Below are 23,361 nucleotides of genomic sequence, written 5' to 3'. Positions count from 1 at the left end.
TGTCGACCGGGTCATCCCGCCGGCGAAAGGAACGTCCCGATGACCGCACCCTCCTCCCCCGAGACCGTGACCGTCCTGCGCGACGTGCGCCCCTGGGGCGGCGAGGCCGTCGACCTGCACGTCGCGGACGGCCGCATCACGGCGCTCGTCCCGCACGACCCGGCGGCGGGCGCCCCCGCCACGGAGGGCGTCGTCGACGGGCGCGGCCTCCTCGCCCTGCCGGGCCTCGTCAACGCGCACGCGCACGTCGACAAGAGCTGGTGGGGCGAGCCGTGGGTGAGCTACGGCGGCGAGGCCACCACGCAGGGCCGGATCGCCCACGAGCGGGCGCACCGCGACGAGCTCGGGATCCCCGGCGTCGGCGTCACGCTCGCTGTGCTGCGCGAGTTCCTCCGGCACGGGACGACGGCGATCCGCACCCACGTCGACGTGGACCTCGGCCTCGGGCTCCGGGGCATCGAGATCGTCCGCGAGGCGCTCGACGCCGTCGGCGGCGCGGTGCACGCCGAGATCGTCGCCTTCCCGCAGGACGGCGTCCTGCGGCGCCCCGGCGTGCTCGACCTCCTCGACCAGGCGGCCGCCGCGGGCGCCGAGCACGTCGGCGGCCTCGACCCGGCGTCGATCGACCGCGACCCGGTCGGCCAGCTCGACGGCCTCTTCGCGATCGCGGAGCGCCGCGGCGTAGGCATCGACGTGCACCTGCACGACGGCGGCCCGCTCGGCGCGTTCCAGATCGAGCTCATGATCGAGCGCACGCTGCGCGCCGGCCTCCAGGGCAAGGTCAACGTCGCGCACGGGTTCGCGGTCGGCGAGCTGCCGGCGTCGCGCCAGGCGGACCTCGTCGCCGCGATGGGCGAGGCCGGCATCACCATGACGACGGTCGCCCCGATCGGCTCCGCTCCCCTGCCGCTGCACGCACTGCGCGAGGCCGGCGTCGCCGTCGGGCTCGGGACGGACGGGATCCGCGACCTGTGGTCGCCCTACGGCACGGGCGACCTGCTCGCGCTCACGACCCAGCTCGCGCGTCTCTCGCGGTTCCGCCACGACGACGAGCTCGTCACCGCGGCACGGGTCGCGTCGTCGGACGCTGCCCGGTTCGTCGGCCGCGACACGCACGACCTGGCCGTGGGCGCGCCCGCGGACGTCGTGCTCGTCGACGCGGAGAACGTGCCCGACGCCGTCGTGCGGGCGCCGGGTCGCGCGCTCGTCGTCGCCGGCGGGCGGGTCGTCGCGCGCGACGGCGACGTGCTCGTCTGAGCCCGCGCCGGCGCCGCGACGATCAGAGGGACGGGTCGCGCCGCACCACGGGGTTCGACAGCACCCCGATGCCCTCGACCTCGCACTCGACCCGGTCCCCGTGGTCGATCAGCCCGACGCCGGCCGGGGTGCCCGTGAGGATCACGTCGCCGGGCAGCAGCGTGAACGCCTCGGAGATGTAGGAGACGAGGAACGGGATGTCGAAGACGAGGTCGCGCGTGCGCCCGTCCTGGCGGGGCTCGCCGTTGACGCGCGAGCGGACCCCGACGTCCTCGGCGTCGAGCTCGGTCTCGATCCACGGGCCGAGCGGGCACGAGCTGTCGAAGCCCTTGGCGCGCGCCCACTGCCCGTCGGTGCGCTGCGCGTCCCGGGCGGTGACGTCGTTCGCGACCGTGTATCCGAGGATGTGGTCGAGCGCGCGCTCCGGGCTCACGTCCTTGGTGACCCGTCCGACGACGAGCGCCAGCTCGGCCTCGTAGCTGACCTCCTGGCTGAAGTCGGGCAGGACGATCGGGTCGTCCGGACCGCAGACCGCCGTGTTGGGCTTGAAGAACAGCAGGGGTTGCTCGGCACGTCGCCGCCCATCTCGGCCGCGTGGTCGGCGTAGTTCTTGCCGACCGCGACGACCTTGGACCGCGGGATCACGGGCGCGAGCAGCCGGACCCCGTCGCCGAGCTCGAGGCGCTCGCCCGTGGGCGTCGTCGGCATGTAGAGCGGGTCGCCGGTGAGGACGGCCAGGAAGGTGCGGTCACCCTCCTGCTGGACGATGGCGTAGCGGGGCTCGTCCCCGGTCGTGAATCTCGCGATGCGCACGGGCCCAGCCTAGCGACGCGCCCGACTACGCTCCCTCCGTGGAGATCCGCCTGCGCACCGACGACGACGCCCCCGCCCTGGTCGCGATCCTCACCGACGTCCACGAGCGCGACGGGTACCCGGTGCGGCGCACCAACGTGCGCCGGGAGTGGCTCTGGGACGACTCCTTCGTCGGGGCCTGGGTCGCGACCTGCGACGGCGCCGTCGTCGGCCACGTGGCGCTCGCCGACGGCTTCGCCGGGCCGGGCGTGCCGGACGGCGCGCTCGGGATCTCGCGGCTCTTCGTCGCGCCGCGGGCGAACGGTCGAGGCGCGGGGGCGGCGCTCCTCGACGCCGCCCGGACCGCCGTCGGCGACCGTCCGCTCGGGCTCGAGGTGACCGACACGCCGACCGCCGCCCGCGCGCTGTACGAGCGGCTCGGCTGGCGCCGCGTGGGCGAGGCGGAGGCGGGGTGGGCCGACCTCGACGGCCGGCACCCCCACCTCACCTACTTCATGGCTCCCTGAGCAGCGCCGCGCGGGTCAGGCGCGCGCGAGCACCTCGCCGTGCAGGACGGCGAACCACCCCTCGGGCGACGCGGCCCACGCCTTCCACTCGTGCGCGAGCTGCTCGAGCGCGACGTCGTCGGCCAGCCCGGAGTCCTTCGCCTGGACGGCGAAGTTGGACTCGAGGCACCGCTCGGCCCACAGCTCGCCCCACCACTCGCGGTCGGTCGGGGTGGCGTAGCACCACACCCCCGCCGACGGGACGATCCCGGCCGGCGCGAAGCCCGACTCCTGGACCCACGCGAGGAGGCGGCGCCCGGCGTCGGCCTGGTAGCCGTACGCCGAAGTGACCTCGTGGTAGAGCTCGTTCCACTCGGTGAGCCCCGCATTCTCGGGGTACCAGGTCATGGCCGAGTAGTCGGCGTCGCGGACCGCGACGAGCCCGCCCGGCTTGGCGACGCGGTGCATCTCGCGCAGGGCGGCCACCGGGTCCGACAGATGCTGCAGGAGCTGGTGCGCGTGAACGACGTCGAAGGTGTCGTCGTCGAACGGGAGCTCGTACGCATTCGCGTGCGCGAACTCGACGTTCTCGAGGCCGCTGTTCTCCCCGAGCGCGCGGGCCGCCTCGAGGACCTTCTCCGAGGCGTCGACGCCGACGACCCGGCCGGGCGCGACGTAGCGCGCGAGATCCACGGTGAGCGTGGCGGGGCCGCAGCCCACGTCGAGCAGGCTGTTGCCCCGCGCGAGGTGCGGCACGAGGTACGCCGCCGAGTTGGCGGCCGTCCGCCACCGGTGCGAACGGAGCACGGACTCGTGGTGGCCGTGCGTGTAGGACTCGGACTCCGCGGACAGGGGGTGGTGCTGCGGGGTGCTGGGCGCCTCGACGTCCTCTTCGGCGAGGGGCGACCCGGACAGGGATCCGGCGGGTTGGCCGGTAGCTTCGGTCATGGATCCACGGTAGGCGCGGGTGGCGCAGGTCACGACCCGCTTCTCACATGCTGACCCACCCCCGCGTGCGATCGGCCGCGCCCTAGGCTCGGACCATGAGCGACGAGCTACAGGTCCCCGAGCCCGAACCGGTCCGCGCCACCGAGCACGCGGGCCCCCGCCCCAGCGCCGACTGGGCCGGTCCGGCCTGGTCGTCTCGGCGATCGGGCTCGGCTGCAACAACCTGGGCCGCTCGAACACGGTGACGTCGACGATCGAGGGCTCGCAGGCGCTCGTCGACGCCGCGCTCGACGCCGGGATCACGTTCTTCGACGTCGCCGACAACTACGGGGTGCGCCCCGGCCTCGCGGAGGAGCTGCTGGGCCGCACGCTCGGGAGCCGGCGCGAGGACGTCGTCGTCGCCACGAAGTTCGGCATGAGCGTCGGCGACCTCAACGGCCGTGACTTCGGCGCGCGCGGGTCGCGCCGCTACATCGTCAAGGCGGTCGAGGGCTCGCTGCGCCGGCTCGGGACGAACTGGATCGACCTGTACCAGTTCCACACCCCCGACCCCCTGACCCCGATCGACGAGACGCTCGCCGCGCTCGACGACGTCGTGCGGGCCGGGAAGGTGCGTTACGTGGGGCACGCGAACCGCGCGGGCTGGCAGATCGCCGACGCCGAGCACGTCGCGCGCTCGCTCGGGACGACGCACTTCGTCTCGGCGCAGAACGAGTACAACCTGCTCGCCCGCAAGGCCGAGCTCGAGGTGCTGCCGGCCGCCGAGGCCTACGGGCTCGGCTTCCTGCCGTACTACCCGCTCGCGAACGGCCTCCTGACCGGCAAGTACGCGCACGGCTCGCGGCCCGACGACGGCCGCCTCGTCCACTCGAAGCCCGAGCTCCTCGAGCACGCGCCCTGGGAGCAGCTGGCCCGCCTGCACGCGTTCGCGGAGGTCCGGGGCTGACCGACCTGGAGGTCGCCGTCGGCTGGCTGCTCTCCCGGCCGCAGGTCGCGAGCGTCATCGCGGGTGCCACCCGCCCGGACCAGATCCGACAGAACGCCGCGGCCGCGTCGTGGACGCCCACGTCGGACGACCTCGCCGAGCTCGACGCGATCTTCCCGGCCCCGCGCAAGGTGGCGCCCTTCTGACGGGGGCTGTCAGACCGCCTCGACCGAGCTGACGCTGACGGTGGCGTCGTGGAGCGCCTGGACGGTCAGCCCGGAGTCCTGGAACGCCCAGACCGTCGTGACGTCGCCGGTCCCGAGGTCGTCGACGGCGACCTGGTCGGTCGCGACGACCGAGCCGTCGGCGTCGCGCGCCTCGAGCGCGATCCGGAACGCCGCGCCCGCCGCCGAGACGTTGGTGACCGACACGGGCACGCCGGAGAACTCGAGCGCCGCGGTCGCCGTCGCACGCGCGCCCACGTCGATGGCGAGGCCGTCGGTCAGCACCTCGTCGGTCGCTGCGCCGTCGACGTCGTCGACGGTCGCGGTGGGGCTGGGCGTGCCCACGGCGCTCGTCGACGCCGACTGCGAGGCCCCCACGGCGATCCCGGCGACGATCGCGAGCACGACGCCCCAGATGGCGAGCCGGCGCCCGGTCCGGTCGGCGCGGTCGGTGCGGGCCCAGGCGACCCCCGCGCACGCGAGGGACGCGACCCCGAGGACGAGGGCGACCCGGGGGTAGGGGACGCCCGCGGCGAGGGCGAGCGCGGCAAGCACGATCGCGACGGCGCCAAGCACGCGCGCGGCACGGTCGCCGCGCGTCCGAGTCGTCGTCGTCATCCCTCTCCTCTCGGTCCCGTCCTGGACAGTCGTCCCACTAGTGTGCGCAGCTTCGCTGAGTAAAGCCTGAGCAATAAGAGGGGTTGGCCTGAGCGCCTTCCGTGGGCGGGCGATGCCGCGCAAGCGGGCGTGAGCCCTGACCAGCGCTACGACATCAAAGGCGGCGTGCGAGAACTCGAAGATCTCGCTCCCCATTCGTCTCTAAGTAAAGCATGAATAAAGACTCGACCTGTGGAGAGTGTGTCAAGGGGTCGTTGTGATCTCACGTCGGTGAAGGGGGCGCGCGTGCCGACCTATCCTGGGACGGTGTCCCCGGTCGCCGTCTCCGCCGCAGCAACAGTGCTGCCGTACGCGCGGTGGGCCGAGCGGGCGACCACCCACGCGACGCGCGCCGACGCGCTCACCGCCGGCTGGCGCGAGCGACGAGCCGCGGGGACGACCCACGCGATCGAGGACTTCCTCTTCACCTACTACCCCACCCGCCCGGCACAGCTGCGGCGCTGGCACCCGGGCTCGGGCGTCGTCGTCGGGCGGCCGGACGACGGCGCGGAGCCCGGCGTGCTCGCCGCCTACGCCGAGCGCGCCACGTGGCGCTGGTACCGGACCACGCCCGACGGCGGCGTCACGCTCGACGCCGAGGCCTTCCTCGCCGAGCGCGGCGACACCGTCCGGTACGTGCGCGACCTGCTGGCGGCGACCGCCTCTCGGCCGGCCCGGTTCGGCTGCCTCGGGCTGCACGAGTGGGCCATGGTCTACCGCGACCACGCCGCCGGCCGCGCGAGCCGCCACCCGCTCCCTCTGCGCCTCGGCGGGGACGGCACGGACGCCGTCGTCGAGGGGCACCGGATCCGGTGCACCCACGTCGACGCCTACCGCTTCTTCACGCCCGAGGCGTCCGGCCTCAACACCGAGCGCCCGACGCGCGAGACCCAGCCCGCCCTCGAGCAGCCAGGGTGTCTGCACGCGAACATGGACTTGTACAAGTGGTCGCTCAAGCTCGGGCCCGTCGTCCCCGGCGAGCTGCTGCTCGACACGTTCGAGCTTGCCCGCGACGTGCGCGTGCTCGACATGCAGGCCAGCCCCTACGACGTGTCGTCCTACGGGCTCGCCCCCGTCGCGATCGAGACCCCCGACGGGCGCGCGGAGTACGTCCGCCGGCAGCAGGAGTTCGCCGAGCGCTCGGCCGACCTGCGGACGCGCCTCCTCGACGCCTGCGAAGCCCTCCTCGCCGCGGACTGAGCCCGCTCTCGAGGTCACAAGACGTCCGAAAAGCCTCGGCACGGTTCGCACGTGCGCCGAGACGGGTCTACCTGTTCTTCAACCCGGTCCTGAAGAACAGGTAGGCCCGTCTCGGCGCACCGCTGGTCGCGGGTATCCAGACATCGTCATCAGGTGGGCCGTCGGCACCGCCCCGAGCGCCTGGGAGGATGGACCGGTGACCACGCTCGCGGATCTCCTGCCCGACGTCGCGCCGTCCGGGGAGGCCCCGGACGCCGACGCGCTCTACGACGCGTTCGCGACGTGGGCGTCGGACCAGGGCCTGAACCTGTACGACCACCAGAGCGAGGCGCTGATCGAGCTGGCGTCGGAGTCGCACGTCATCCTCGCGACGCCGACGGGTTCCGGGAAGTCGCTGGTGGCCCTGGGCGCGCAGTTCTTCGCGCTGGCCGACCGGCACGCGGGCGTCGCGAGCGGCCGCACCTACTACACGGCGCCGCTCAAGGCGCTGGTCAGCGAAAAGTTCTTCGCGCTGGTCGCGGCGTTCGGCTCGGCGAACGTCGGCATGATGACGGGCGACACGGCCGTGAACCCGGGCGCGCCGATCATCTGCTGCACCGCGGAGATCCTCGCGAACATCGCCCTGCGCGACGGCGCGGGCGACCCGGACGACCCGGCCGTCGCGCAGGTCGTCATGGACGAGTTCCACTACTACGCGGACCCGCAGCGCGGGTGGGCGTGGCAGGTCCCGCTCCTCGAGCTCCCGCACACGCAGTTCGTGCTGATGTCGGCGACGCTCGGCGACACGTCGCGCTTCACGGACGAGCTCGAGCACCGCAGCGGCCGCGACGTCGCGGTCGTGACGAGCGTCGAGCGTCCCGTCCCGCTGACCTACTCGTACGTCGTCGAGCCGCTCACCGAGGTCGTCGACGAGCTCGTCCACACCCACCGCGCCCCGGTGTACGTGGTGCACTTCACGCAGGCGTCTGCCGTCGAGCGCGCACAGGCTCTGCTGTCGATGAATCTCGCGACGCGCGAGGAGAAGGCGGCGATCGCCGACGAGCTCGGCGACTTCCGGTTCACGAGCGGCTTCGGGCGCACGCTGTCGCGCCTGCTGCGGCACGGCGTCGGCGTGCACCATGCGGGGATGCTGCCCAAGTACCGCCGCGTCGTCGAGCGGCTCACGCAGCGCGGCCTCCTCAAGGTCGTGTGCGGCACGGACACCCTGGGCGTGGGGATCAACGTGCCCATCCGCACGGTCCTGCTGACGAGCCTCGTGAAGTTCGACGGCGAGCGCATGCGGCACCTCACGGCGCGCGAGTTCCACCAGATCGCGGGGCGGGCCGGGCGCGCGGGCTACGACACCGTCGGCGAGGTGCTGGTCATGGCACCCGAGCACGTCATCGAGAACCGCAAGGCGCTCGAGAAGGCCGGCGACGACCCGAAGAAGCTCAAGAAGATCGTCCGCAAGAAGGCCCCCGAGGGCTCGGTCAACTGGACGGACAAGACCTTCGAGCGCCTGCGCGACGCCGATCCCGAGCCCCTGACCAGCCACTTCAGGGTGTCGCACGGGATGGTGCTCAACGTCCTCGCGCGTTCCGAGCACCCGCACGCCCCGGGGACCGCGGACGCCCACGACCCGGTCCTCGCGATGCGCCACCTGCTGCTCGCGAACCACGACACCGACGCACAGCGCGCCGAGCACGTCCGCCAGGTCTTCCGCATCTACCGGTCGCTCCGCGTCGCGGGGATCGTCGAGCGCGTGCGCGTCCCGGACCGGGCCGACCCGCGCGGCTGGCGGCCGAGCGTCCGGCTCACCGTCGACGTGCCGCGCGACTTCGCGCTCGACCAGCCGCTGTCGCCGTTCGCGCTCGCGGCCATGGACCTCCTGAACCCCGAGGCGCCGGAGTACCCGCTCGACGTCGTCTCCGTCATCGAGGCCACTCTCGACGACCCGCGCCAGGTCCTCGTCGCGCAGCAGTTCAAGGCGCGCGGCGAGGCCGTCGCGGCCATGAAGGCGGAGGGCTACGACTACGACGAGCGCATGGCCGCCCTCGAGGACGTCACCTGGCCGCAGCCGCTCGCCGAGCTCCTCGAGCCCGCGTTCGAGACGTACCGTCGGGCCAACCCGTGGGTGTCCGACGCGCGGCTCTCCCCAAGTCGGTCGTCCGCGACATGCTTGAGCGCGCCATGACGTTCGCCGAGCTCGTGTCGACGTACCAGCTCGACCGGACCGAGGGCGTCGTCCTGCGCTATCTCGCCGACGCGTACCGGGCGATCCGACGCACCGTCCCCGAGGAGCACCGCACCGAGGAGGTCCTCGAGATCACCGAGTGGCTCGGCGAGCTCGTGCGCGGGGTGGACTCGAGCCTGCTCGACGAGTGGGAGCGCCTCGCGCGCCCGGTCGACGACGACGCGGACGACGAGACGGGCGACACGCCCCTGGCGGGCACGGGCGAGACCGGGTCCGCACGCCCGCTGACGGCAACCCCTCGGGCCCTGCGCGTCCTGGTCCGCAACGCGCTCTTCCGCCGCGTCGAGCTCGCCGCCCGGGAGGACTGGGACGCGCTCGGCTCGCTCGACGGCGCCTCGGGATGGACCGCGAGCGCCTGGCACGACGCGCTGGACCCGATGTTCGAGGAGTACGGCGACGACGCGATCGGCATCGACGCGCGCGCCCGCTCCACGGCCCTGGTGACGCTCGTCGAGTCGGGCGAGACGCCGTCGGGCGAGGACCTGGCGCCAGGGACGTGGTTCGTCCGACAGGTGCTCGGCGACCCCGACGGCGACCACGACTGGGTGCTCGACGCCGTCGTCGACCTGGCGGCGAGCGACGAGGCCGGCGAGGTGGTCCTCGAGGTCGTGCGCGCCGGGCAGCTCTGATCTCGGCGTGGCGGACGGCCGCCCTGGCACGATAGGGCCATGGCGAAGAAGTCCAAGAGCGCTGGTCACGGCGGCACGCCCGCGGTCGTGGCTCTCGAGCGTGCGGGCGTGGCCTTCACGCAGCACCCGTACGAGCACGACCCGGCCACGGACCTCGGCTACGGGCTGGAGGCCGCGGCGGCGATCGGCGTCGAGCCCGCGCGCGTCTTCAAGACGCTCGTGAGCGACGTCGACGGGCGCCTCGTCGTCGGGATCGTTCCCGTCGACCGCAGGCTCGACCTCAAGGCCCTCGCCAAGGCGGCGGGCGGCAAGAAGGCGTCGCTGGCCGAGCAGGCGGCGGCCGAGCGCGCCACGGGCTACGTCGTCGGAGGGATCTCGCCGCTCGGGCAGAAGCAGCGCCTCACCACGGTGCTCGACGACTCGGCGCTCGCGTTCGAGACCGTGTACGTGTCGGGCGGTCGCCGGGGGTTCGACGTCGGGCTGACCCCGGCGGACCTCGTGCGCCTCACCGGCGCGACCACGGCGCCGATCGCCCGCGACTGACGCCGGTCACCGCTGCGGCGGGTACGGGTACCCGGCGGGGTACGGCTGACGCAGCGCGTCGGTGCTGACGATGTCCTTGCCGAGCGGGACGAGCGAGATCGGGACCATCTTGAAGTTCGCGATCCCCAGCGGGATGCCGATGATCGTGACGCACAGCGCGATCCCGCTGGCGATGTGGGCGAGCGCGAGCCAGAAACCCGCGAAGACGATCCAGATGACGTTCCCGATCACCGATCCCGCACCGGCACCCGGCTTGTCGACGATGGTCCGGCCGAAGGGCCACAGCGCGTAGCCGGCGATCCGGAACGACGCGATCCCGAACGGGATCGTCACGATGAGGATGCAGCAGACGATCCCGGCCGCGACGTAGCCGAGCGCGAGCCAGAACCCGCTCAGCACGAGCCAGATCACGTTGAGCACGGTCTTCATGCCTCCAGTGTCCCCGACGGTCCGCGCATCCGGCGTCCGGCTCCTAGACTCGCCCCATGCCCGACGACGTCCGCGCCCCTGCTCCGACGGGTGCGCCGGGCCTCGTCCCCCTCCGGAGCTGGTCGCCCGCGTCGCGGCGAACGTCGAGCGGGTCCGCGAGCGCATCGCGCGCGCCGCGTCCGACGCCGGCCGTGACCCCGCCTCGGTCCGGCTCCTCGTGGCGACCAAGACGCAGCCGGCGGACGCCGTCCTCGCGGCCGTCGCCGCGGGCGTGGACCTCGTCGGGGAGAACCGGGTCCAGGAGCTCGTCACCAAGGCCCCCGCGCTGCAGGACGACGTCGCCGCAGGCCGGCTGCGGACCCACCTGATCGGGCACCTGCAGTCCAACAAGGTCAACGCGGTCGTCGGGCTGGCGTCGTGCGTCGAGACGGTGGACTCGCTCGGGCTCGCGCAGCGCCTGTCTCGGCGCGCCGTCGCCGTGGGCGCCGATCTCGACGTCATGGTCCAGGTCAACGTGTCGGGCGAGGCGTCGAAGTCGGGGATCGGGCCGGACCGAGCCGCGGACCTCGCGCTCGCGGTCGCCGCGCTCCCCGGATCCACCTGGTCGGCTTCATGACCATCGGGGCGCGCACCACCGACGACACGACCGTGCGCCGGGGCTTCGCGTGCCTGCGGGACCTGCGCGACGACGTCCGCGGGCAGGCTGCGGGGACGTCCGGGGCCGTCGAGCTCTCCATGGGGATGAGCGGCGACCTCGAGCTGGCCGTCACCGAGGGCGCGACCGTCGTGCGGGTCGGCACCGCGATCTTCGGCGCGCGCGCGTGAGCCGCCGCGCTCAGCCCAGCAGCCAGGTGTAGCCGGCGACGCCGACGAGCCCACCCGCGAGCGGCGCGACGACCGGCACCCAGGCGTAGTCCCACTCGGAGCCGCCCTTGTTCTTGAGCGGCAGCAGCGCGTGCACGAGACGAGGCCCGAGGTCGCGCGCGGGGTTGAGGGCCGGGCCGGTCGGGCCGCCGAGGCCCGCGACGAGACCCCAGACGAGGAAGCCGACGCCGATCGACGCCGCCCCGGGCTCGTGGTCGAAGCCCGGGCTGTTGAGGATCGACAGCGCCGCCGAGGTGAGGATCATCGTGCCGAGGAACTCGTTCGCGAGGCCGTTCCAGCGGGAGTGCGCGGCGTTGATCGTCGAGAAGGTCGCGAGGATGTCCTCGGGGTCCTCGGTGCGGTCGTAGTAGGGCTTGTGCGTCGTGACGATGGCGACCTGACCGGCCATCGCGCCGAGCATCTGGGCCGCCACGTACCCGGGGACGACGGACCACGCCTGGTGCCCGAGCGCCGCGAGCCCGATGGTCATCGCGGGGTTGATCTGGGCGCCGGACACGCCCGCGAACATCATGACCGGGATCATCACGCCGAGCCCGTAGCCCATGGCGATGAGGCTCCAGCCGGCGTGGTACCCCTTCGACCCGCGCAGGTGGACGTTGGCCACGGTGCCGTTGCCGAGGATGACGAGGATCGCCGTGCCGATGAACTCGCACGTCAGCTTGACGGCGAACGAGTACTCGTCCACGCGCGCCACCCCGTCCGGCCGGGGGCCTCCCGGCTCTCAGCCCGACGGTAGCGGCGCCCGCGCCGGACCGCAGATCAGGGCACGCGCGCGGTCCACTCCGGGGTGTCGAACTTGGTCCGGACGAGCTCCTCGGCCCGCTCGCGCTCCTTGGGCGTGACCTCACCGGGAACCGTGCGGTACCGGCCCGCGAAGTGCTTCTTGAACGCCTCGATGACCTCCTCACGCGGCAGGCCGGTCTGCGAGCGCACCGGGTCGACGCGCTTGTTCGCGCTCTTGGTGCCCTTGTCGGACAGCTTCTCGCGTCCGATCCGCAGCACCTCGACCATCTTGTCGGCGTCGATGTCGTAGGACATCGTCACGTGGTGCAGGACGGTGCCGTCGGCCATCCGCTTCTGGGCGGCGCCGCCGATCTTGCCCTTGGTCGACGCGATGTCGTTGAGGGGCTGGTAGGTGGCCTCGACGCCCACATCGGCGAGCGCGCCGAGCACCCAGTCGTCGAGGAACGCGTAGGACCGTTCGAAGCTCAGGCCCTCGACCAGGGACGCGGGCACGGTGAGCGAGTAGGTGATCGTGTTGCCGGGCTCGATGAACATCGCACCGCCGCCGGAGATCCGCCGCACGACGGTCACGCCGTGACGCTCGGCACCCTCCGCGTCGACCTCGTTGCGCAGCGACTGGAACGAGCCGATGACGACGGCCGGGCGCTCCCACTCCCAGATCCGCAGCGTCGGCCCGCGGTCGCCCCGCCCGACGGACTCGGCGAGCGCCTGGTCGAGCGCCATGTGCATGGCGGGCGTCTGCGCGACCTCGTGCACGACCTCGAACACGTGGTCCTGCCAGCCGGTCGCGTGCCCGAGGGCGCGGCGGACGGCGATCGCCACGGACTCGGCGTCGAAGCCGACGAGGGCCACGTCGTAGGGCGCGGTGTCGAGCGCCGCCTGGACGGCGCGCGCGAGATCGGCGACGCTCGCGTCCGTGGGGCGCCCGACGAGCGCCGCGTCGATGAGCTCGAGCGCGTCGTCGGGCTCGAGGAAGAAGTCGCCGCTCACGGCCGCCGAGGCGATCACGTCCCCGGACGACCCCGTGTGGGTCTCGACGTCGACCGCCACCAGCTTGCCCCCGGGGACCTTGTACTCGCCGCGCACGTCACGCTCCGCTCTCGTCGTCCTGCCTCGACACTCCTTGGGCGACAACCGCCGAGGTGGGCCGCCGATTCCGGGCGGAGGGGTGGCGTGTGCCACCCTGGTCCGCATGAAGAACCCCTTCGGCCGCCGCGAGGCCGCGCCCGCCGAGCTCCCGCCCGTGCCCGACGACGTCACCGAGACCTGGCGCGGGTCGACGAACGAGGTCGTCCTGCGCACCTCGCTCCAGGCCGTGCCCGACGACGACCGGGAGACCGCGGAGGCGCTCGGCACGCTCGTGCTCGGCGTCGTGCGGGGCGTGCGCGAGGGCGAGTTCGGGCACTCCATGCCGCAGGGCGCCAAGGGCGCGTCGGTGCGTCTCGAGGTCGCGGTCTGCGAGGACGACTACGGCCCGTACACGCGCCACGAGGCGGAGGACCTGGTGGGACGCCTCGCGGGGGTTGCGCCGCTCGCGGTGGTCGCGTACCCGCGCGGCGGCAGCGCCCCGGTCTGGGACGACGGCGCCGGTCTGCTGCGTGTCGACCTCGCGACGGAGGCGGGGTCCGACGACGCCTCGACCCGAGGCGAGCTCCGCGCGCTCGTGCAGGCGACGCTCACGTCCGTCACGACCGACAAGGTCAAGGGCATCGTCCCCGAGGCCGCCGGCGCGTCCTACTCCGTACGCATCCACCTGACGGTCCGCGGCACCGGCGGCGACGGCTTCGGCGAGCGGTCCGCCGCGCTGCTCGACGACATGGTCGCCCGCCTCGCCGGCACCCGCGTTCAGCTCGAGGTCACGCGCGAACCCTGACCCGGACCCGCGAAGGCGGCCTCCGCGCGGGGTACCTCGCGAGAGAGAAGGGCCGCCGGCATACCTTCGTGGGCTCAGCGGGGGCGACGCCCGCGTGGATGAGGCCGTAGACCGTCGAGCTGGTCAGCGCCTCCCACGCCGCCTCGATGAGGTTCGGCCCGACGCCGACGGTGGACCACGACGTGGTGCCGTCGGTCGTCTCGATGAGCACGCGCGTGACCGCGTCCGTGCCGTGCGACTGGTCGAGGATGCGCACCTTGAAGTCGATGAGCTCGAACTCCTCTAGCTCGGGGTACACCCGCACGAGCGCCTGCCGCAGCGCGTGGTCGAGCGCGTTGACAGGACCGTTGCCCTCGCCGGTGGAGACGATCCGCTCGGAACCCGTGTGGAGCTTGACGGTCGCCTCGGCGGTCGCGACGACGCCGTCGACGTGCTCCGCACCGCCGGCCTCGGGCCGCGTCTCGACGATCGTGCGCCAGCTCTCGATCCGGAAGTACGAGGGCAGCTGCCCGTCGATCTCCTCGCGCAGGAGCAGCTCGAACGACGCGTCCGCTGCGTCGTAGGTGTAGCCGCGCGCCTCGGAGTCCTTGACCCGGTTGGTCACGCGCGCCAGGACGTCGCCCTGGCCGGTGAGGTCGAACCCGAGCTCGCGGCCCTTGAGCTCGATCGACGCCCGCCCGGCCATGTCGGAGATGAGCATCCGCATGTCGTTCCCGACGAGCGTGGGGTCGATGTGCTGGTAGAGGTCGGGGTCCACCTTGATGGCGGACGCGTGCAATCCCGCCTTGTGGGCGAACGCGCTCGCGCCCACGTACGGCTGGCGTCCGTAGGGCGTGATGTTGGTGAGCTCGCTGACCGCGTGGGCGATCCGGGTGGCCTCGCGCAGCCCGCCGTCGGCGAGGAGCTCGCGTCCGAGCTTGAGCTCGAGGTTGGCGACGATCGCGAGGAGGTCCGCGTTCCCGGTCCGCTCCCCGTAGCCGTTGACGGTCCCCTGGACGTGGGTGGCGCCGGCGCCGACGGCGGCGAGCGAGTTCGCAACGGCGCAGCCCGAGTCGTTGTGGGCGTGGATGCCGAGGATCGCGTCACCGGTGTGCTCACGGACCTCGGAGACGATCTCGGTGACCCAGTCCGGGATCATGCCGCCGTTGGTGTCGCAGAGCGCGACGACCTCGGCGCCCGCCTCGAACGCGGCGAGGACCGCGGAGCGCGTGTACGCCGCGTCGAAGCGGTAGCCGTCGAAGAAGTGCTCGGCGTCCACGACGACGCGACGCCCCTCGCGCACGAGGAACGACACGGTGTCGGCGATCATCGCGAGGTTCTCCTCGCCCGTAGTGCGCAGGGCGCGCTCCGCGTGACGCAGGTCGGACTTGGCGACGAGCGCGACGACCGGGGCGTCCGAGTCGACCAGCGCTCGCACCTGGGGGTCGCGGGCGGCGCGGGTGCCGGCCTTGCGGGTCGCGCCGAACGCCGCGAGCACCGCGTTCTTGAGGTTCAGCTCCTTGGCGGCCCGCCGGAAGAACTCCGTGTCCTTCGGTACCGCGCCCGGCCAGCCGCCTTCGATGAAGCCGACGCCCAGCTCGTCCAGCAGCGGCGCGATCGCGAGCTTGTCCGCGACGGAGAGGTTCATCCCCTCCTGCTGCGCGCCGTCGCGCAGGGTCGTGTCGTAGACGTGGAAGGTCATCGGGGGCTCTCTTCCTGCGGTCCCGGCGCCGCCCGGTCGGGCGGCGGCAGGCGTGGGGTCCGGTTGTTCGTCGCCGGGCCCCGCTCCGGGTGGAGCGGGGCGCCGGCGAGCGTGGCCCACGGCGGTCGTCCGGGGCGGCATGCCGCCTCGGTGCGGCCCGGGATGGGGGCCGGGAGCTCTTTCCGTCGTCGCCGGGCGGTGGTGGGTCCGGCAACAAAAAAACCCCCGGGGTGCGGGAGGTCTGCGCGTTCGACGTGTGTGTCGAACGCGCTAGGTGAGAATGAGCTGCGCAACCAGGTGAGTCACGTGGGTGATGCTGCCACACGACCGGCCCGATGTCACTCTCGTCCCAGCAGGCGGACGGCCGCCCCGCGCGTCGCGACGTGCCCACCGGGGTCGGCCGGGGCACGATGGTCGGGACCGGCACCGCCGACCGAAGGAGCGCGACGTATCCCAGCCGTACCCGCCCTCCCCTCGCCCCAGGGACCGTCCGGCCCGTCCGCGGGCGACCCGACGTCCGACTTCACGACGGGCGCACCCCAGGCGCCGTACGACCCGAAGCTCACGCTCGAGGGCGGACGCTACGTCGCGGGCGCACTCGCGACGGCGCTGGTGGCGGCGCTGATCGGCCTCGTCGGGGTCGTCGTGATCGAGGGCATCTTCGACCAGGACATGGTCCCGCCGCCCGACCTCTTCAGCACCGGGTCGCACACCGCGGCCTTCGCGATCGACGGCGCGATCTTCGCGATCCTCGCGGCCGCGGTGCTCGCGCTGCTCGTCGTGACCACGCCGCGCCCCAAGCGCTTCTTCGGCTGGCTCATGGTCCTCGCGACGGCGCTCGTGACCGTGCTGCCGTTCGCGTGGACCAGCCACCTCGACCGGGCGGTCCTGTCCGCCGTCGTCGATCTCGCGATCGGCATCGCGACCTGGTCGCTGCTCGCGGGGGTGGCCACGCGCACCATCCGACCGGCGCCTCGTGCACCGCAGAGCCGGCCGTCGGGACCCGGGCAGCCCGGCCCGACGACACCGCCCAGCTACCCGCCCCGCGGCTGACGTCCCCACGCGCCGCCCAGGCGCGCTCTTGACACACGAGCAGTTACTCCGTAACCATGGCGCCGTCGTCCGGATAGTTATCCGGTAAGCACGAAGGACGGGGCCCTCGATGTCGATCCGCCACGCCATGCTCGCGCTGCTCCAGGAGCAGCCCAGGCACGGCTACCAGCTCCGCCAGGAGTTCGAGACCCGCACGGGCGGCACCTGGCCGCTCAACATCGGCCAGGCGTACACGACGCTCCAGCGGCTGCAGCGCGACGGGCTCGTCGAACCCGTGCCCGACGCCGAGGGCGAGCCCGAGCGGTTCCGGCTCACCGCCGCCGGCCGGGAGCAGGCCGGGTCCTGGTGGTCCACACCCGTCGAGCGCGGCGCCCCCGCGCGCGACGAGCTCGCGATCAAGCTCGCGCTCGCCGTGACGCTCCCGGGCGTGGACGTCGACGCCGTCGTCCGTACGCAGCGCACCGAGACGATGCGCTCCCTCCAGGACTACGCGCGCCTCAAACGACGCATCCCCGCCGACGTCGCCGGCGCCGACCTTGCGTGGTCCCTGGTCCTCGACTCGCTCGTCTTCCAGGCCGAGGCGGAGATGCGCTGGCTCGACCACGTCGAGGGCCGGGTCCTCGCGCAGCGCCGCTCCCCGCGCCCACCCGACGACGCCGCCACAGCCCACCCGACGCCGTCGTCGTCCGCGACCGAGGACGCGCCCGCCGGCACCACCCGCCACAGGAAGGCACGCCGATGAGCGCCCTGACCACCCGTCCGTCGTCGCCGGGCGCCTCCGCCTCGGGGGCCGAGGCCGTGCCCGTGCTGCTGCGCCTCGACCGGGTCACCCGCGTCCACGGCACGGGTGCCGGTGAGGTCCGTGCGCTCGACGACGTCAGCCTCGAGGTCGGGCCCGGCGAGCTCGTCGCCGTCATGGGACCGTCCGGCTCCGGGAAGTCCACCCTGCTCAACCTCGCCGGCTGCCTCGACACCGCGACCGACGGGACCGTCGTCGTGGGCGGCGTCGACGTCGCGTCGCTCGACGCGCGGGGACGCGCCGCGCTGCGACGTCGGCACGTCGGGTTCGTCTTCCAGGACTTCAACCTCGTGCCCGCTCTCACGGCCGCCGAGAACGTCTCGCTCCCCCGCGAGCTCGACGGCGTCCCGGTGCGCACCGCCCGCGCCGAGGCGACCGCCGCGCTCGCCGCCGTCGGGCTCGACGACCTCGCCGACCGGTTCCCCGACGACATGTCGGGCGGCCAGCGCCAGCGCGTCGCGATCGCCCGCGCGATCGTGGGACCGCGTCGTCTCCTGCTCGCCGACGAGCCCACCGGAGCGCTCGACTCCGTGACCGGCGAGGCCGTCATGCGGGTCCTGCGCGAGCGCGTCGACGCCGGTGCAGCGGGACTCCTCGTCACGCACGACGCGCGGCACGCCGCCTGGGCCGACCGGACCGTGTTCCTCAAGGACGGCAGGCTCGTCGACACGACCGGCCGCCGCGCCGAGCCCGCCGACCTGCTCGACGACGGCGACGACACGGACGCACCCCGGTGAGCGGCGCCGACCTGCCCGAGGGGCGTCGTCGGCCGCGGCGTGGCCGGTGGCGCGTCGCGCTGCGGTACGCGTCACGCGACGCACGCCGCCACAAGGGCCGCATCGCGCTCGTCGCGATCATGGTCGCGCTGCCCGCCGGCCTCGGTTCGGCGTCCGCGGTGCTCCTGAGCTCGACGTGGGACGACAGCCCCGCCACCACCGTCGCGTCGGCGCTCGGAACGGACTCCCGGGTGCAGGCGGAGGTCATGCTCGCGACGCCCGTCGCAGTCACCCAGGGCATCGACGGACTCGGCGGCTACGGTCCGCCGAACGACGACGCCACGCTCCCGGCGGCGCTGTTCACCGGCCCCGTGCCCGACGGCGGCGACTGGTCGACGTATCCTCGCCTCGATGGGCACCGCTACGAGGCGGCCCTCGCTGACGCTCTGCCAGCGGGCGACACGCTGGTGCGGGTCGCGAGCCTCGACGGAATCACCCTGCGGGGGCCCGCCCCGGCCTGCACGCGACGACCGACGGCTACCAGCTCGATACGTCGTCACCAGCCCGCTCCGCCTACGGGATCCCGGACACGCTCGGCGCGGGCGAGATCGCGCTGGGCCGTGACGTCGCCCACGACCTGCACCTCCGGGTCGGTGACGAGGTGACCGTCGCGCTTCCCCAGGCGGGCACCGGCAGCATCGCGGTCTACGACGGCTCGGGCAGCTTCCTGGACGTGTCGCCCGCAGCAGCGAGCCCCGCCGGCACGTACCGGGTCGGCGCGCTGCTCGAGCCCCGCGCGGACGAGTCGAGCGTCGTCTTCGGCCCCGACGGCCCGCTGGTCGCGCCGGCGAGCTACGCCGCCTGGGGCGAGTCCGACGTGACTGCCTTCGGCACCTCGACCGGCCCGGCGGTCGCCTGGCTCGCGGTGGGCCCCACCCCGGTCACCTGGTCCGACGTACGCGCCGTGAACACGCTCGGCGCGACCGTGCTCAGCAGGCAGGTCGTCCTGCACCCGTCGGCCGAGGCGAAGGCAGCCGAGACCGCCTTCTCGTACGACGGCGGCACGTCCGTCTCGACCGACGTCGCCGCGGTCGTGGGCGGAGCCGTCGCGCTCGGGCTGCTGCAGGCGATCCTCATGATCGGCCCGGCGTTCCAGGTCGGCGCGCGCCGCGCGAGCCGCGACCTGGCCCTGCTCGCCGCTGCCGGCGCGGACGCCCGCACGATCCGTCGGACGGTCCTTGCGGGCGGCCTCGTCGTCGGGGCGACCACGTCCGCCGCCGCGGCGACGGTCGGCACCCTCGCGGCCGCGGTCTCGCTCCGGTCGTGGACCTCGGCGCAGGTGGCGATCCCGTGGCCGTGGCTCTTCGCGTTCAGCGCGGTCGGGACGTTCATCGCCGTCGCCGCTGCCTGGTTGCCCGCTCGACGCGCCTCGCGGCTCGACCCGGTCCTCGTCCTTGCCGGGCGGCGGGCCGACCCAGCACCGCGGCGGTGGCCCGCCGTCGTGGGCGGTGCCCTCGCCGCGGCCGGCACCGTCACGGCTCTCGTGGGAGCCACGACGAACCAGGGCGTCCTCGTCCTTGTCGCCGGGATCATGCTCGCCGAGGTCGGGCTCGTCCTGGCCGCCGGCTCGATCGTGGGAGGTCTCTCGCGGCTCGCGGGAAGCCTCCGGGGCACGCCCCGGCTCGCCCTGCGCGACGCGGCACGCCACCGCGCCCGGACCGCGCCCGCGGTCGCCGCGGTGCTCGCGGCGTGCGCCGCCGCCACCGCGGGACTCGTCTTCGCCGGGTCGCAGGCCCAGCACGACCGCCTCAGCTACGTGCCCGACGCAGCGACCGGGACGTTCCTCGTGGGCGCGCTCGGCGACCCGGCGCACGGTCTGACCGACGCCGAGATCGCGACGATCACCGGACGGGTCGACGACGCCGGGGTGACGCGCGGCAACCTCGTGGCCGTGACCTCCGTCCTCGGCAGCGCCGCCAACTCGACACCCGTGTGGGTCGCGCCGCAGGACCGAGGCACGCCCGACGGTACCGGTGTCGTGACCGCGAGCGCCGTCGGCATCGCGTCACCGGCCTCGACCGCGGTCGGCACGGTCGTCGACGACGGCTCGTCGCTCGAGCGACTCCGGCTCCTGGGGGTCCCCGAGCCCGACAAGGCAGCTGCGGCTCTCCGGGCCGGCCGGGTCGTGGTCTCGGCGGACGATCTCGGAGTTGACGGCACGGCCGCGCTCATCGCGGAGGACTCCACAGGCGCGATCGATGGACACACCGTGCGCGTCCCCGCGGTGGCTGTGGGCGGGCCCATCGACCCGCCCACGAACCTGCCGGTCCTTCCGCCGTCGATCGCGAAGGATCTCGGTCTGCGTGTCCGGACTTCGGCGCTCGTCGCCAAGGTGCGCTCCGGGGCGTGGAACCACGCCGTCCGGACGACGCTCGACGACGCGCTCATCGCCGCGCTGCCCCTCGCAAGGCGAAAGCCGGGCTGAACTACGCCCCGGCGTCGGCGTACGTGGAGCCTGGGCACGCCTCATGGTCGGGAAGCCAAGGCCTCGCGGAGCTCCTGATCGTCGCGGGCGCCCTGATCGTGGCGCTCGCTGCCGCGTGGATCGCGACGGCGCTCGCCGGCACGGAGTCGCTGCCCGACCTCGCGACGCTCCAGGCGGTCGGGGCTCCTCCGCGCACGCGGCGGAGGTTCGCGGCGGCCCAGTCCGCCGTGATCACCGTGACCGGCGCGGTGCTCGGCACGGCGACAGGGCTGGTGATCGGGGCGACGCTCGTCCTGTCGCAGCGGGAGCAGGGCGGAGTCGTCGACCCGCGCTGGATGGTCGACGTGCCGTGGGCGTGGGTCGCCGCGCTCGTCGTCGCGATCCCGCTGCTCGGGGCTGCGGCCGCGTGGCTGGTCACGCGCTCGCGTCTGCCCCTCGCCCGGCGGCTCGACGGTTGAGCCGAGAGAACGACCGAACGGCCGGCGCCCGCAGCAGAGGGGGCGGGCGCCGGCCGTTCGGTGAGCTGGCTCAGACGAGCCGGTGCAGCCAGCCGTACCGGTCATCGGCGCGGCCGTACTGGATGTCCGTGAGCTCGTCGCGGATCGCGGTCGTGACATCGCCCGCGGCTCCACCGCCGATCGTCACGTCGAAGCCGTCCCCCGCGAGCCGGCCGATCGGCGTGATGACAGCGGCCGTGCCGCAGGCGAACACCTCGGAGACCGAACCGTCCGCGAGCCCCGCGAGGAGCTCGTCGAGCAGGATGCGCTTCTCGACGACGGCGTGACCGCGGTCGGTGAGGAGCTGCAGGATCGACGACCGGGTCACGCCCTCGAGGATCGACCCGGTGAGCTCGGGCGTCTCGACCGTCCCGTCGGCACGCACGACGAACACGTTCATGCCGCCGAGCTCCTCGACGGCGGTGTTCGTCGTCGCGTCGAGGAAGCAGACCTGCTCGCAGCCCTTCTCGTACGCCTCCTGCTGCGGGAGCAGGCTCGCGGCGTAGTTGCCCCCGCACTTCGCGGCGCCGGTGCCGCCGGCGCCCGCGCGGTGGTAGTCCTGGGCGACCCAGATCGAGACCGGCTTGACCCCACCCGCGAAGTAGGGGCCGACGGGGCTCGCGATGACGAGGTACTCGACCTCGAGCGACGGCCGTACGCCGAGGAACGCCTCGGACGCGTACATGAACGGGCGCAGGTAGAGACTCGTCTCCTCGCCGCCGGGGATCCAGTCGACGTCGGTGCGCACGAGCGCCTCGATCGACCCCACGAAGTCCTCGGTCGACAGCTGCGGCAGCGCGAGCCGGTGCGCGGACCGCTGGAAGCGCTCCGCGTTGGCCTCGGGCCGGAACGTCCAGACCGAGCCGTCCGCGTGCCGGTACGCCTTGAGACCCTCGAAGATCTCCTGCGCGTAGTGCAGCACCGCGGTCGCGGGGTCGAGCTGGAGCGGGCCGTACTTCTCGACGCGCCGGTCGTGCCACCCGTCGGCGGCGGTCCAGCTGACGCGCGCCATGTGGTCGCTGAAGACCGTGCCGAACTTCGGCGCGGCGAGCGCGGCCTCACGGTCGGCGTCGGGCGTGGGCGTGTCGGTCAGGCGGATGTCGAACGCGCTGACGGCAGTGGTGATGCTCATGGTTCCAGGCCTTTCACTGGCTGAGAAGAATCTACCGGTGAAGACGGCCGAGGGGCAGGGCCTCGCGAGACGGCAGGTCAGCCGGCGACGCGTGCGGCGAGGTCGCCGCCCACCTCGGCCGTCGACCGTACTCGGTCGCCGCGCTCGGCCAGGTCGGCCGCGACCGCGGCCTCGACGGCCCGCGACTGCTCGCCGAACCCGAGGTGGTCGAGGAGGAGCGCGACCGAGGCGACGGTGGCCGTCGGGTCCGCCTTGCCCTGGCCCGCGATGTCGGGCGCCGAGCCGTGCACAGGCTCGAACATCGACGGCGCGACGAAGCTACCGTCGGCCTCACGGTCGGGGTTGATGTTCGCGGAGGCCGCGAGCCCGATACCACCGATGATCGCGGCGGCCTGGTCCGTGATGATGTCGCCGAACAGGTTGTCGGTGACGATCACGTCGAAGCGCGACGGCTTCGTGGTGAGGAAGATCGTGGCCGCGTCGACGTGCAGGTAGTCCGTGGTGACGTCGGGGAACTCGGCGTTGACGGCCTCGACGGTCCGGCGCCACAGGTGCCCGGCGTGCACGAGCACGTTGTGCTTGTGCACGAGGGTCAGGTGCTTGCGGGGGCGCGCCTGCGCGCGCTCGAAGGCGTTGCGCACGACGCGCTCGATCCCGAACGCGGTGTTGACCGAGACCTCGGTCGCGACCTCGTGCGGCGTCCCGACGCGCAGCGCGCCACCGTTGCCGGTGTACGGGCCCTCGGTGCCCTCACGGACGACGACGAAGTCGATCTCGCCCGGGTCGGCGAGCGGCGAGCGGACGCCCTGGTAGAGCTTGGACGGCCGGAGGTTGACGTAGTGGTCGAGGCTGAAGCGCAGCTTGAGCAGCAGCCCGCGCTCGAGGACGCCCGACGGCACGCTCGGGTCGCCGATGGCGCCGAGGAGGATCGCGTCGTGCTCGCGGATGCTCGCGAGGTCGGCGTCGCTCAGCGTCTCGCCGGTGGCGTGCCAGCGGCGGGCGCCGAGGTCGAACTCGGTGGTCTGCACGGTCACGTCGGTGCCGGCGAGGGCCGCGTCGAGGACCCGCAGGCCCTGCTCGACGACCTCGGTGCCGATCCCGTCCCCGGCCACGACGGCCAGGCGGATCGAGTCAGGAGTGCGCGTCATGCCGG

20 protein-coding genes and 4 pseudogenes are annotated in these 23,361 nt (G+C 73.5%); 15 read left to right on the top strand and 9 right to left on the bottom strand.

Features of this window, described 5'->3' with window-relative positions:
• Positions 1-39 precede the first annotated feature (39 nt).
• On the top strand, positions 40-1,257 hold the full coding sequence (locus tag QQK45_RS14970) for an amidohydrolase (RefSeq protein WP_284293981.1): 1,218 nt from the start codon (positions 40-42) through the stop codon (positions 1,255-1,257).
• A 22-nt stretch (positions 1,258-1,279) separates the two neighbouring features.
• On the opposite strand, the pseudogene QQK45_RS14965 reads toward QQK45_RS14970, so the two are convergent.
• Positions 1,280-2,070, bottom strand: a pseudogene (locus tag QQK45_RS14965) (fumarylacetoacetate hydrolase family protein).
• Between the two features lie 38 nt (positions 2,071-2,108).
• Between QQK45_RS14965 and QQK45_RS14960 the strand changes: the two are divergent.
• The gene (locus tag QQK45_RS14960; protein WP_284293980.1) at positions 2,109-2,576 is read left to right on the top strand and encodes a GNAT family N-acetyltransferase; all 468 of its coding nucleotides are present in this window, start codon (positions 2,109-2,111) and stop codon (positions 2,574-2,576) included.
• A gap of 15 nt (positions 2,577-2,591) precedes the next feature.
• Here the strand turns inward: QQK45_RS14960 and QQK45_RS14955 are convergent, their stop codons facing one another.
• Positions 2,592-3,503 carry a methyltransferase domain-containing protein gene (locus tag QQK45_RS14955; RefSeq protein WP_284293979.1) on the bottom strand — a complete coding sequence of 304 codons (912 nt, stop codon included), beginning with the start codon at positions 3,501-3,503 and terminating at the stop codon, positions 2,592-2,594.
• 95 nt (positions 3,504-3,598) lie between these two features.
• Here QQK45_RS14955 and QQK45_RS14950 point away from each other — a divergent pair, with 95 nt between their 5' ends.
• Entirely contained in the window at positions 3,599-3,748 is a 150-nt protein-coding gene (locus QQK45_RS14950) for a hypothetical protein (RefSeq protein ID WP_284295152.1), read from the top strand.
• Positions 3,691-4,634 (top strand): annotated as a pseudogene (locus QQK45_RS14945) (aldo/keto reductase). Before QQK45_RS14950 ends, QQK45_RS14945 begins: the two are co-directional and overlap by 58 nt.
• 9 nt (positions 4,635-4,643) lie before the next feature.
• Here QQK45_RS14945 and QQK45_RS14940 read toward each other — a convergent pair.
• Positions 4,644-5,270 carry a hypothetical protein gene (locus QQK45_RS14940; protein WP_284293978.1) on the bottom strand — a complete coding sequence of 209 codons (627 nt, stop codon included), beginning with the start codon at positions 5,268-5,270 and terminating at the stop codon, positions 4,644-4,646.
• A gap of 285 nt (positions 5,271-5,555) precedes the next feature.
• Between QQK45_RS14940 and QQK45_RS14935 the strand changes: the two genes are divergently transcribed.
• From QQK45_RS14935 to ybaK, 3 genes and pseudogenes are all read left to right on the top strand, one after another.
• On the top strand, positions 5,556-6,509 hold the full coding sequence (locus QQK45_RS14935; protein WP_431310284.1) for a 3-methyladenine DNA glycosylase: 954 nt from the start codon (positions 5,556-5,558) through the stop codon (positions 6,507-6,509).
• Positions 6,510-6,705: 196 nt separating this feature from the next.
• Positions 6,706-9,371 (top strand): annotated as a pseudogene (locus QQK45_RS14930) (DEAD/DEAH box helicase).
• A gap of 39 nt (positions 9,372-9,410) precedes the next feature.
• Positions 9,411-9,914, top strand: a complete 504-nt coding sequence (gene ybaK / locus QQK45_RS14925; protein ID WP_284293977.1) for a Cys-tRNA(Pro) deacylase — start codon at positions 9,411-9,413, stop codon at positions 9,912-9,914.
• A gap of 6 nt (positions 9,915-9,920) precedes the next feature.
• On the opposite strand, the gene QQK45_RS14920 is transcribed toward ybaK, so the two are convergent.
• Positions 9,921-10,343: a YccF domain-containing protein gene (locus QQK45_RS14920; protein WP_284293976.1), complete on the bottom strand. Its 423-nt coding sequence runs from the start codon at positions 10,341-10,343 to the stop codon at positions 9,921-9,923.
• Here QQK45_RS14920 and QQK45_RS22440 point away from each other — a divergent pair.
• A pseudogene (locus tag QQK45_RS22440) lies at positions 10,342-11,168 on the top strand (YggS family pyridoxal phosphate-dependent enzyme). The gene QQK45_RS14920 and the pseudogene QQK45_RS22440 sit on opposite strands and share 2 nt — an antisense overlap.
• A 10-nt stretch (positions 11,169-11,178) precedes the next feature.
• Here the strand turns inward: QQK45_RS22440 and QQK45_RS14910 are convergent.
• Together QQK45_RS14910 and lplAB are read right to left on the bottom strand one after the other, a co-directional pair.
• The gene (locus QQK45_RS14910) at positions 11,179-11,913 is read right to left on the bottom strand and encodes an MIP/aquaporin family protein (protein ID WP_284293975.1); all 735 of its coding nucleotides are present in this window, start codon (positions 11,911-11,913) and stop codon (positions 11,179-11,181) included.
• A 74-nt stretch (positions 11,914-11,987) separates the two neighbouring features.
• Positions 11,988-13,058, bottom strand: coding sequence for a lipoate-protein ligase LplAB (gene lplAB / locus QQK45_RS14905; protein ID WP_284293974.1), 1,071 nt, complete (start codon positions 13,056-13,058; stop codon positions 11,988-11,990).
• A 106-nt stretch (positions 13,059-13,164) separates the two neighbouring features.
• Here lplAB and QQK45_RS14900 point away from each other — a divergent pair, with 106 nt between their 5' ends.
• Positions 13,165-13,845 carry a hypothetical protein gene (locus QQK45_RS14900; RefSeq protein WP_284293973.1) on the top strand — a complete coding sequence of 227 codons (681 nt, stop codon included), beginning with the start codon at positions 13,165-13,167 and terminating at the stop codon, positions 13,843-13,845.
• Here the strand turns inward: QQK45_RS14900 and cimA are convergent.
• On the bottom strand, positions 13,829-15,526 hold the full coding sequence (gene cimA, locus QQK45_RS14895) for a citramalate synthase (RefSeq protein WP_284293972.1): 1,698 nt from the start codon (positions 15,524-15,526) through the stop codon (positions 13,829-13,831). The genes QQK45_RS14900 and cimA overlap by 17 nt on opposite strands.
• 612 nt (positions 15,527-16,138) lie before the next feature.
• Here cimA and QQK45_RS14890 point away from each other — a divergent pair.
• The 6 genes from QQK45_RS14890 (at position 16,139) to QQK45_RS14865 (ending at position 21,037) form a co-directional block, all read left to right on the top strand.
• A complete protein-coding gene (locus QQK45_RS14890; RefSeq protein WP_284293971.1) occupies positions 16,139-16,579 on the top strand; it encodes a hypothetical protein in 441 nt (146 codons plus the stop codon).
• A 109-nt stretch (positions 16,580-16,688) separates the two neighbouring features.
• Positions 16,689-17,321, top strand: coding sequence for a PadR family transcriptional regulator (locus QQK45_RS14885; protein WP_284293970.1), 633 nt, complete (start codon positions 16,689-16,691; stop codon positions 17,319-17,321).
• Complete coding sequence (locus QQK45_RS14880) at positions 17,318-18,115, top strand: ABC transporter ATP-binding protein (protein ID WP_284293969.1); 798 nt, start codon at positions 17,318-17,320, stop codon at positions 18,113-18,115. The genes QQK45_RS14885 and QQK45_RS14880 overlap by 4 nt, the downstream gene beginning before the upstream one ends.
• Positions 18,112-18,759, top strand: coding sequence for a hypothetical protein (locus QQK45_RS14875; protein WP_284293968.1), 648 nt, complete (start codon positions 18,112-18,114; stop codon positions 18,757-18,759). Before QQK45_RS14880 ends, QQK45_RS14875 begins: the two co-directional genes overlap by 4 nt.
• The gene (locus QQK45_RS14870; RefSeq protein ID WP_284293967.1) at positions 18,756-20,579 is read left to right on the top strand and encodes an FtsX-like permease family protein; all 1,824 of its coding nucleotides are present in this window, start codon (positions 18,756-18,758) and stop codon (positions 20,577-20,579) included. Before QQK45_RS14875 ends, QQK45_RS14870 begins: the two co-directional genes overlap by 4 nt.
• 23 nt (positions 20,580-20,602) lie before the next feature.
• A complete protein-coding gene (locus QQK45_RS14865; RefSeq protein ID WP_284293966.1) occupies positions 20,603-21,037 on the top strand; it encodes an FtsX-like permease family protein in 435 nt (144 codons plus the stop codon).
• Positions 21,038-21,107: 70 nt separating this feature from the next.
• Here QQK45_RS14865 and QQK45_RS14860 read toward each other — a convergent pair whose 3' ends face one another.
• Together QQK45_RS14860 and QQK45_RS14855 are read right to left on the bottom strand one after the other, a co-directional pair.
• On the bottom strand, positions 21,108-22,208 hold the full coding sequence (locus QQK45_RS14860) for a branched-chain amino acid aminotransferase (protein WP_284293965.1): 1,101 nt from the start codon (positions 22,206-22,208) through the stop codon (positions 21,108-21,110).
• Between the two features lie 77 nt (positions 22,209-22,285).
• Complete coding sequence (locus QQK45_RS14855) at positions 22,286-23,356, bottom strand: 3-isopropylmalate dehydrogenase (RefSeq protein ID WP_284293964.1); 1,071 nt, start codon at positions 23,354-23,356, stop codon at positions 22,286-22,288.
• Between the last annotated feature and the right edge of the window lie 5 nt (positions 23,357-23,361).

This window comes from Luteimicrobium album (assembly GCF_030161555.1).
Taxonomy (GTDB): Bacteria; Actinomycetota; Actinomycetes; order Actinomycetales; family Cellulomonadaceae; genus Luteimicrobium; species Luteimicrobium album.
Note: the sequence above shows the minus strand (reverse complement) of the source record. Positions and strands in the feature narration are given on the sequence as shown.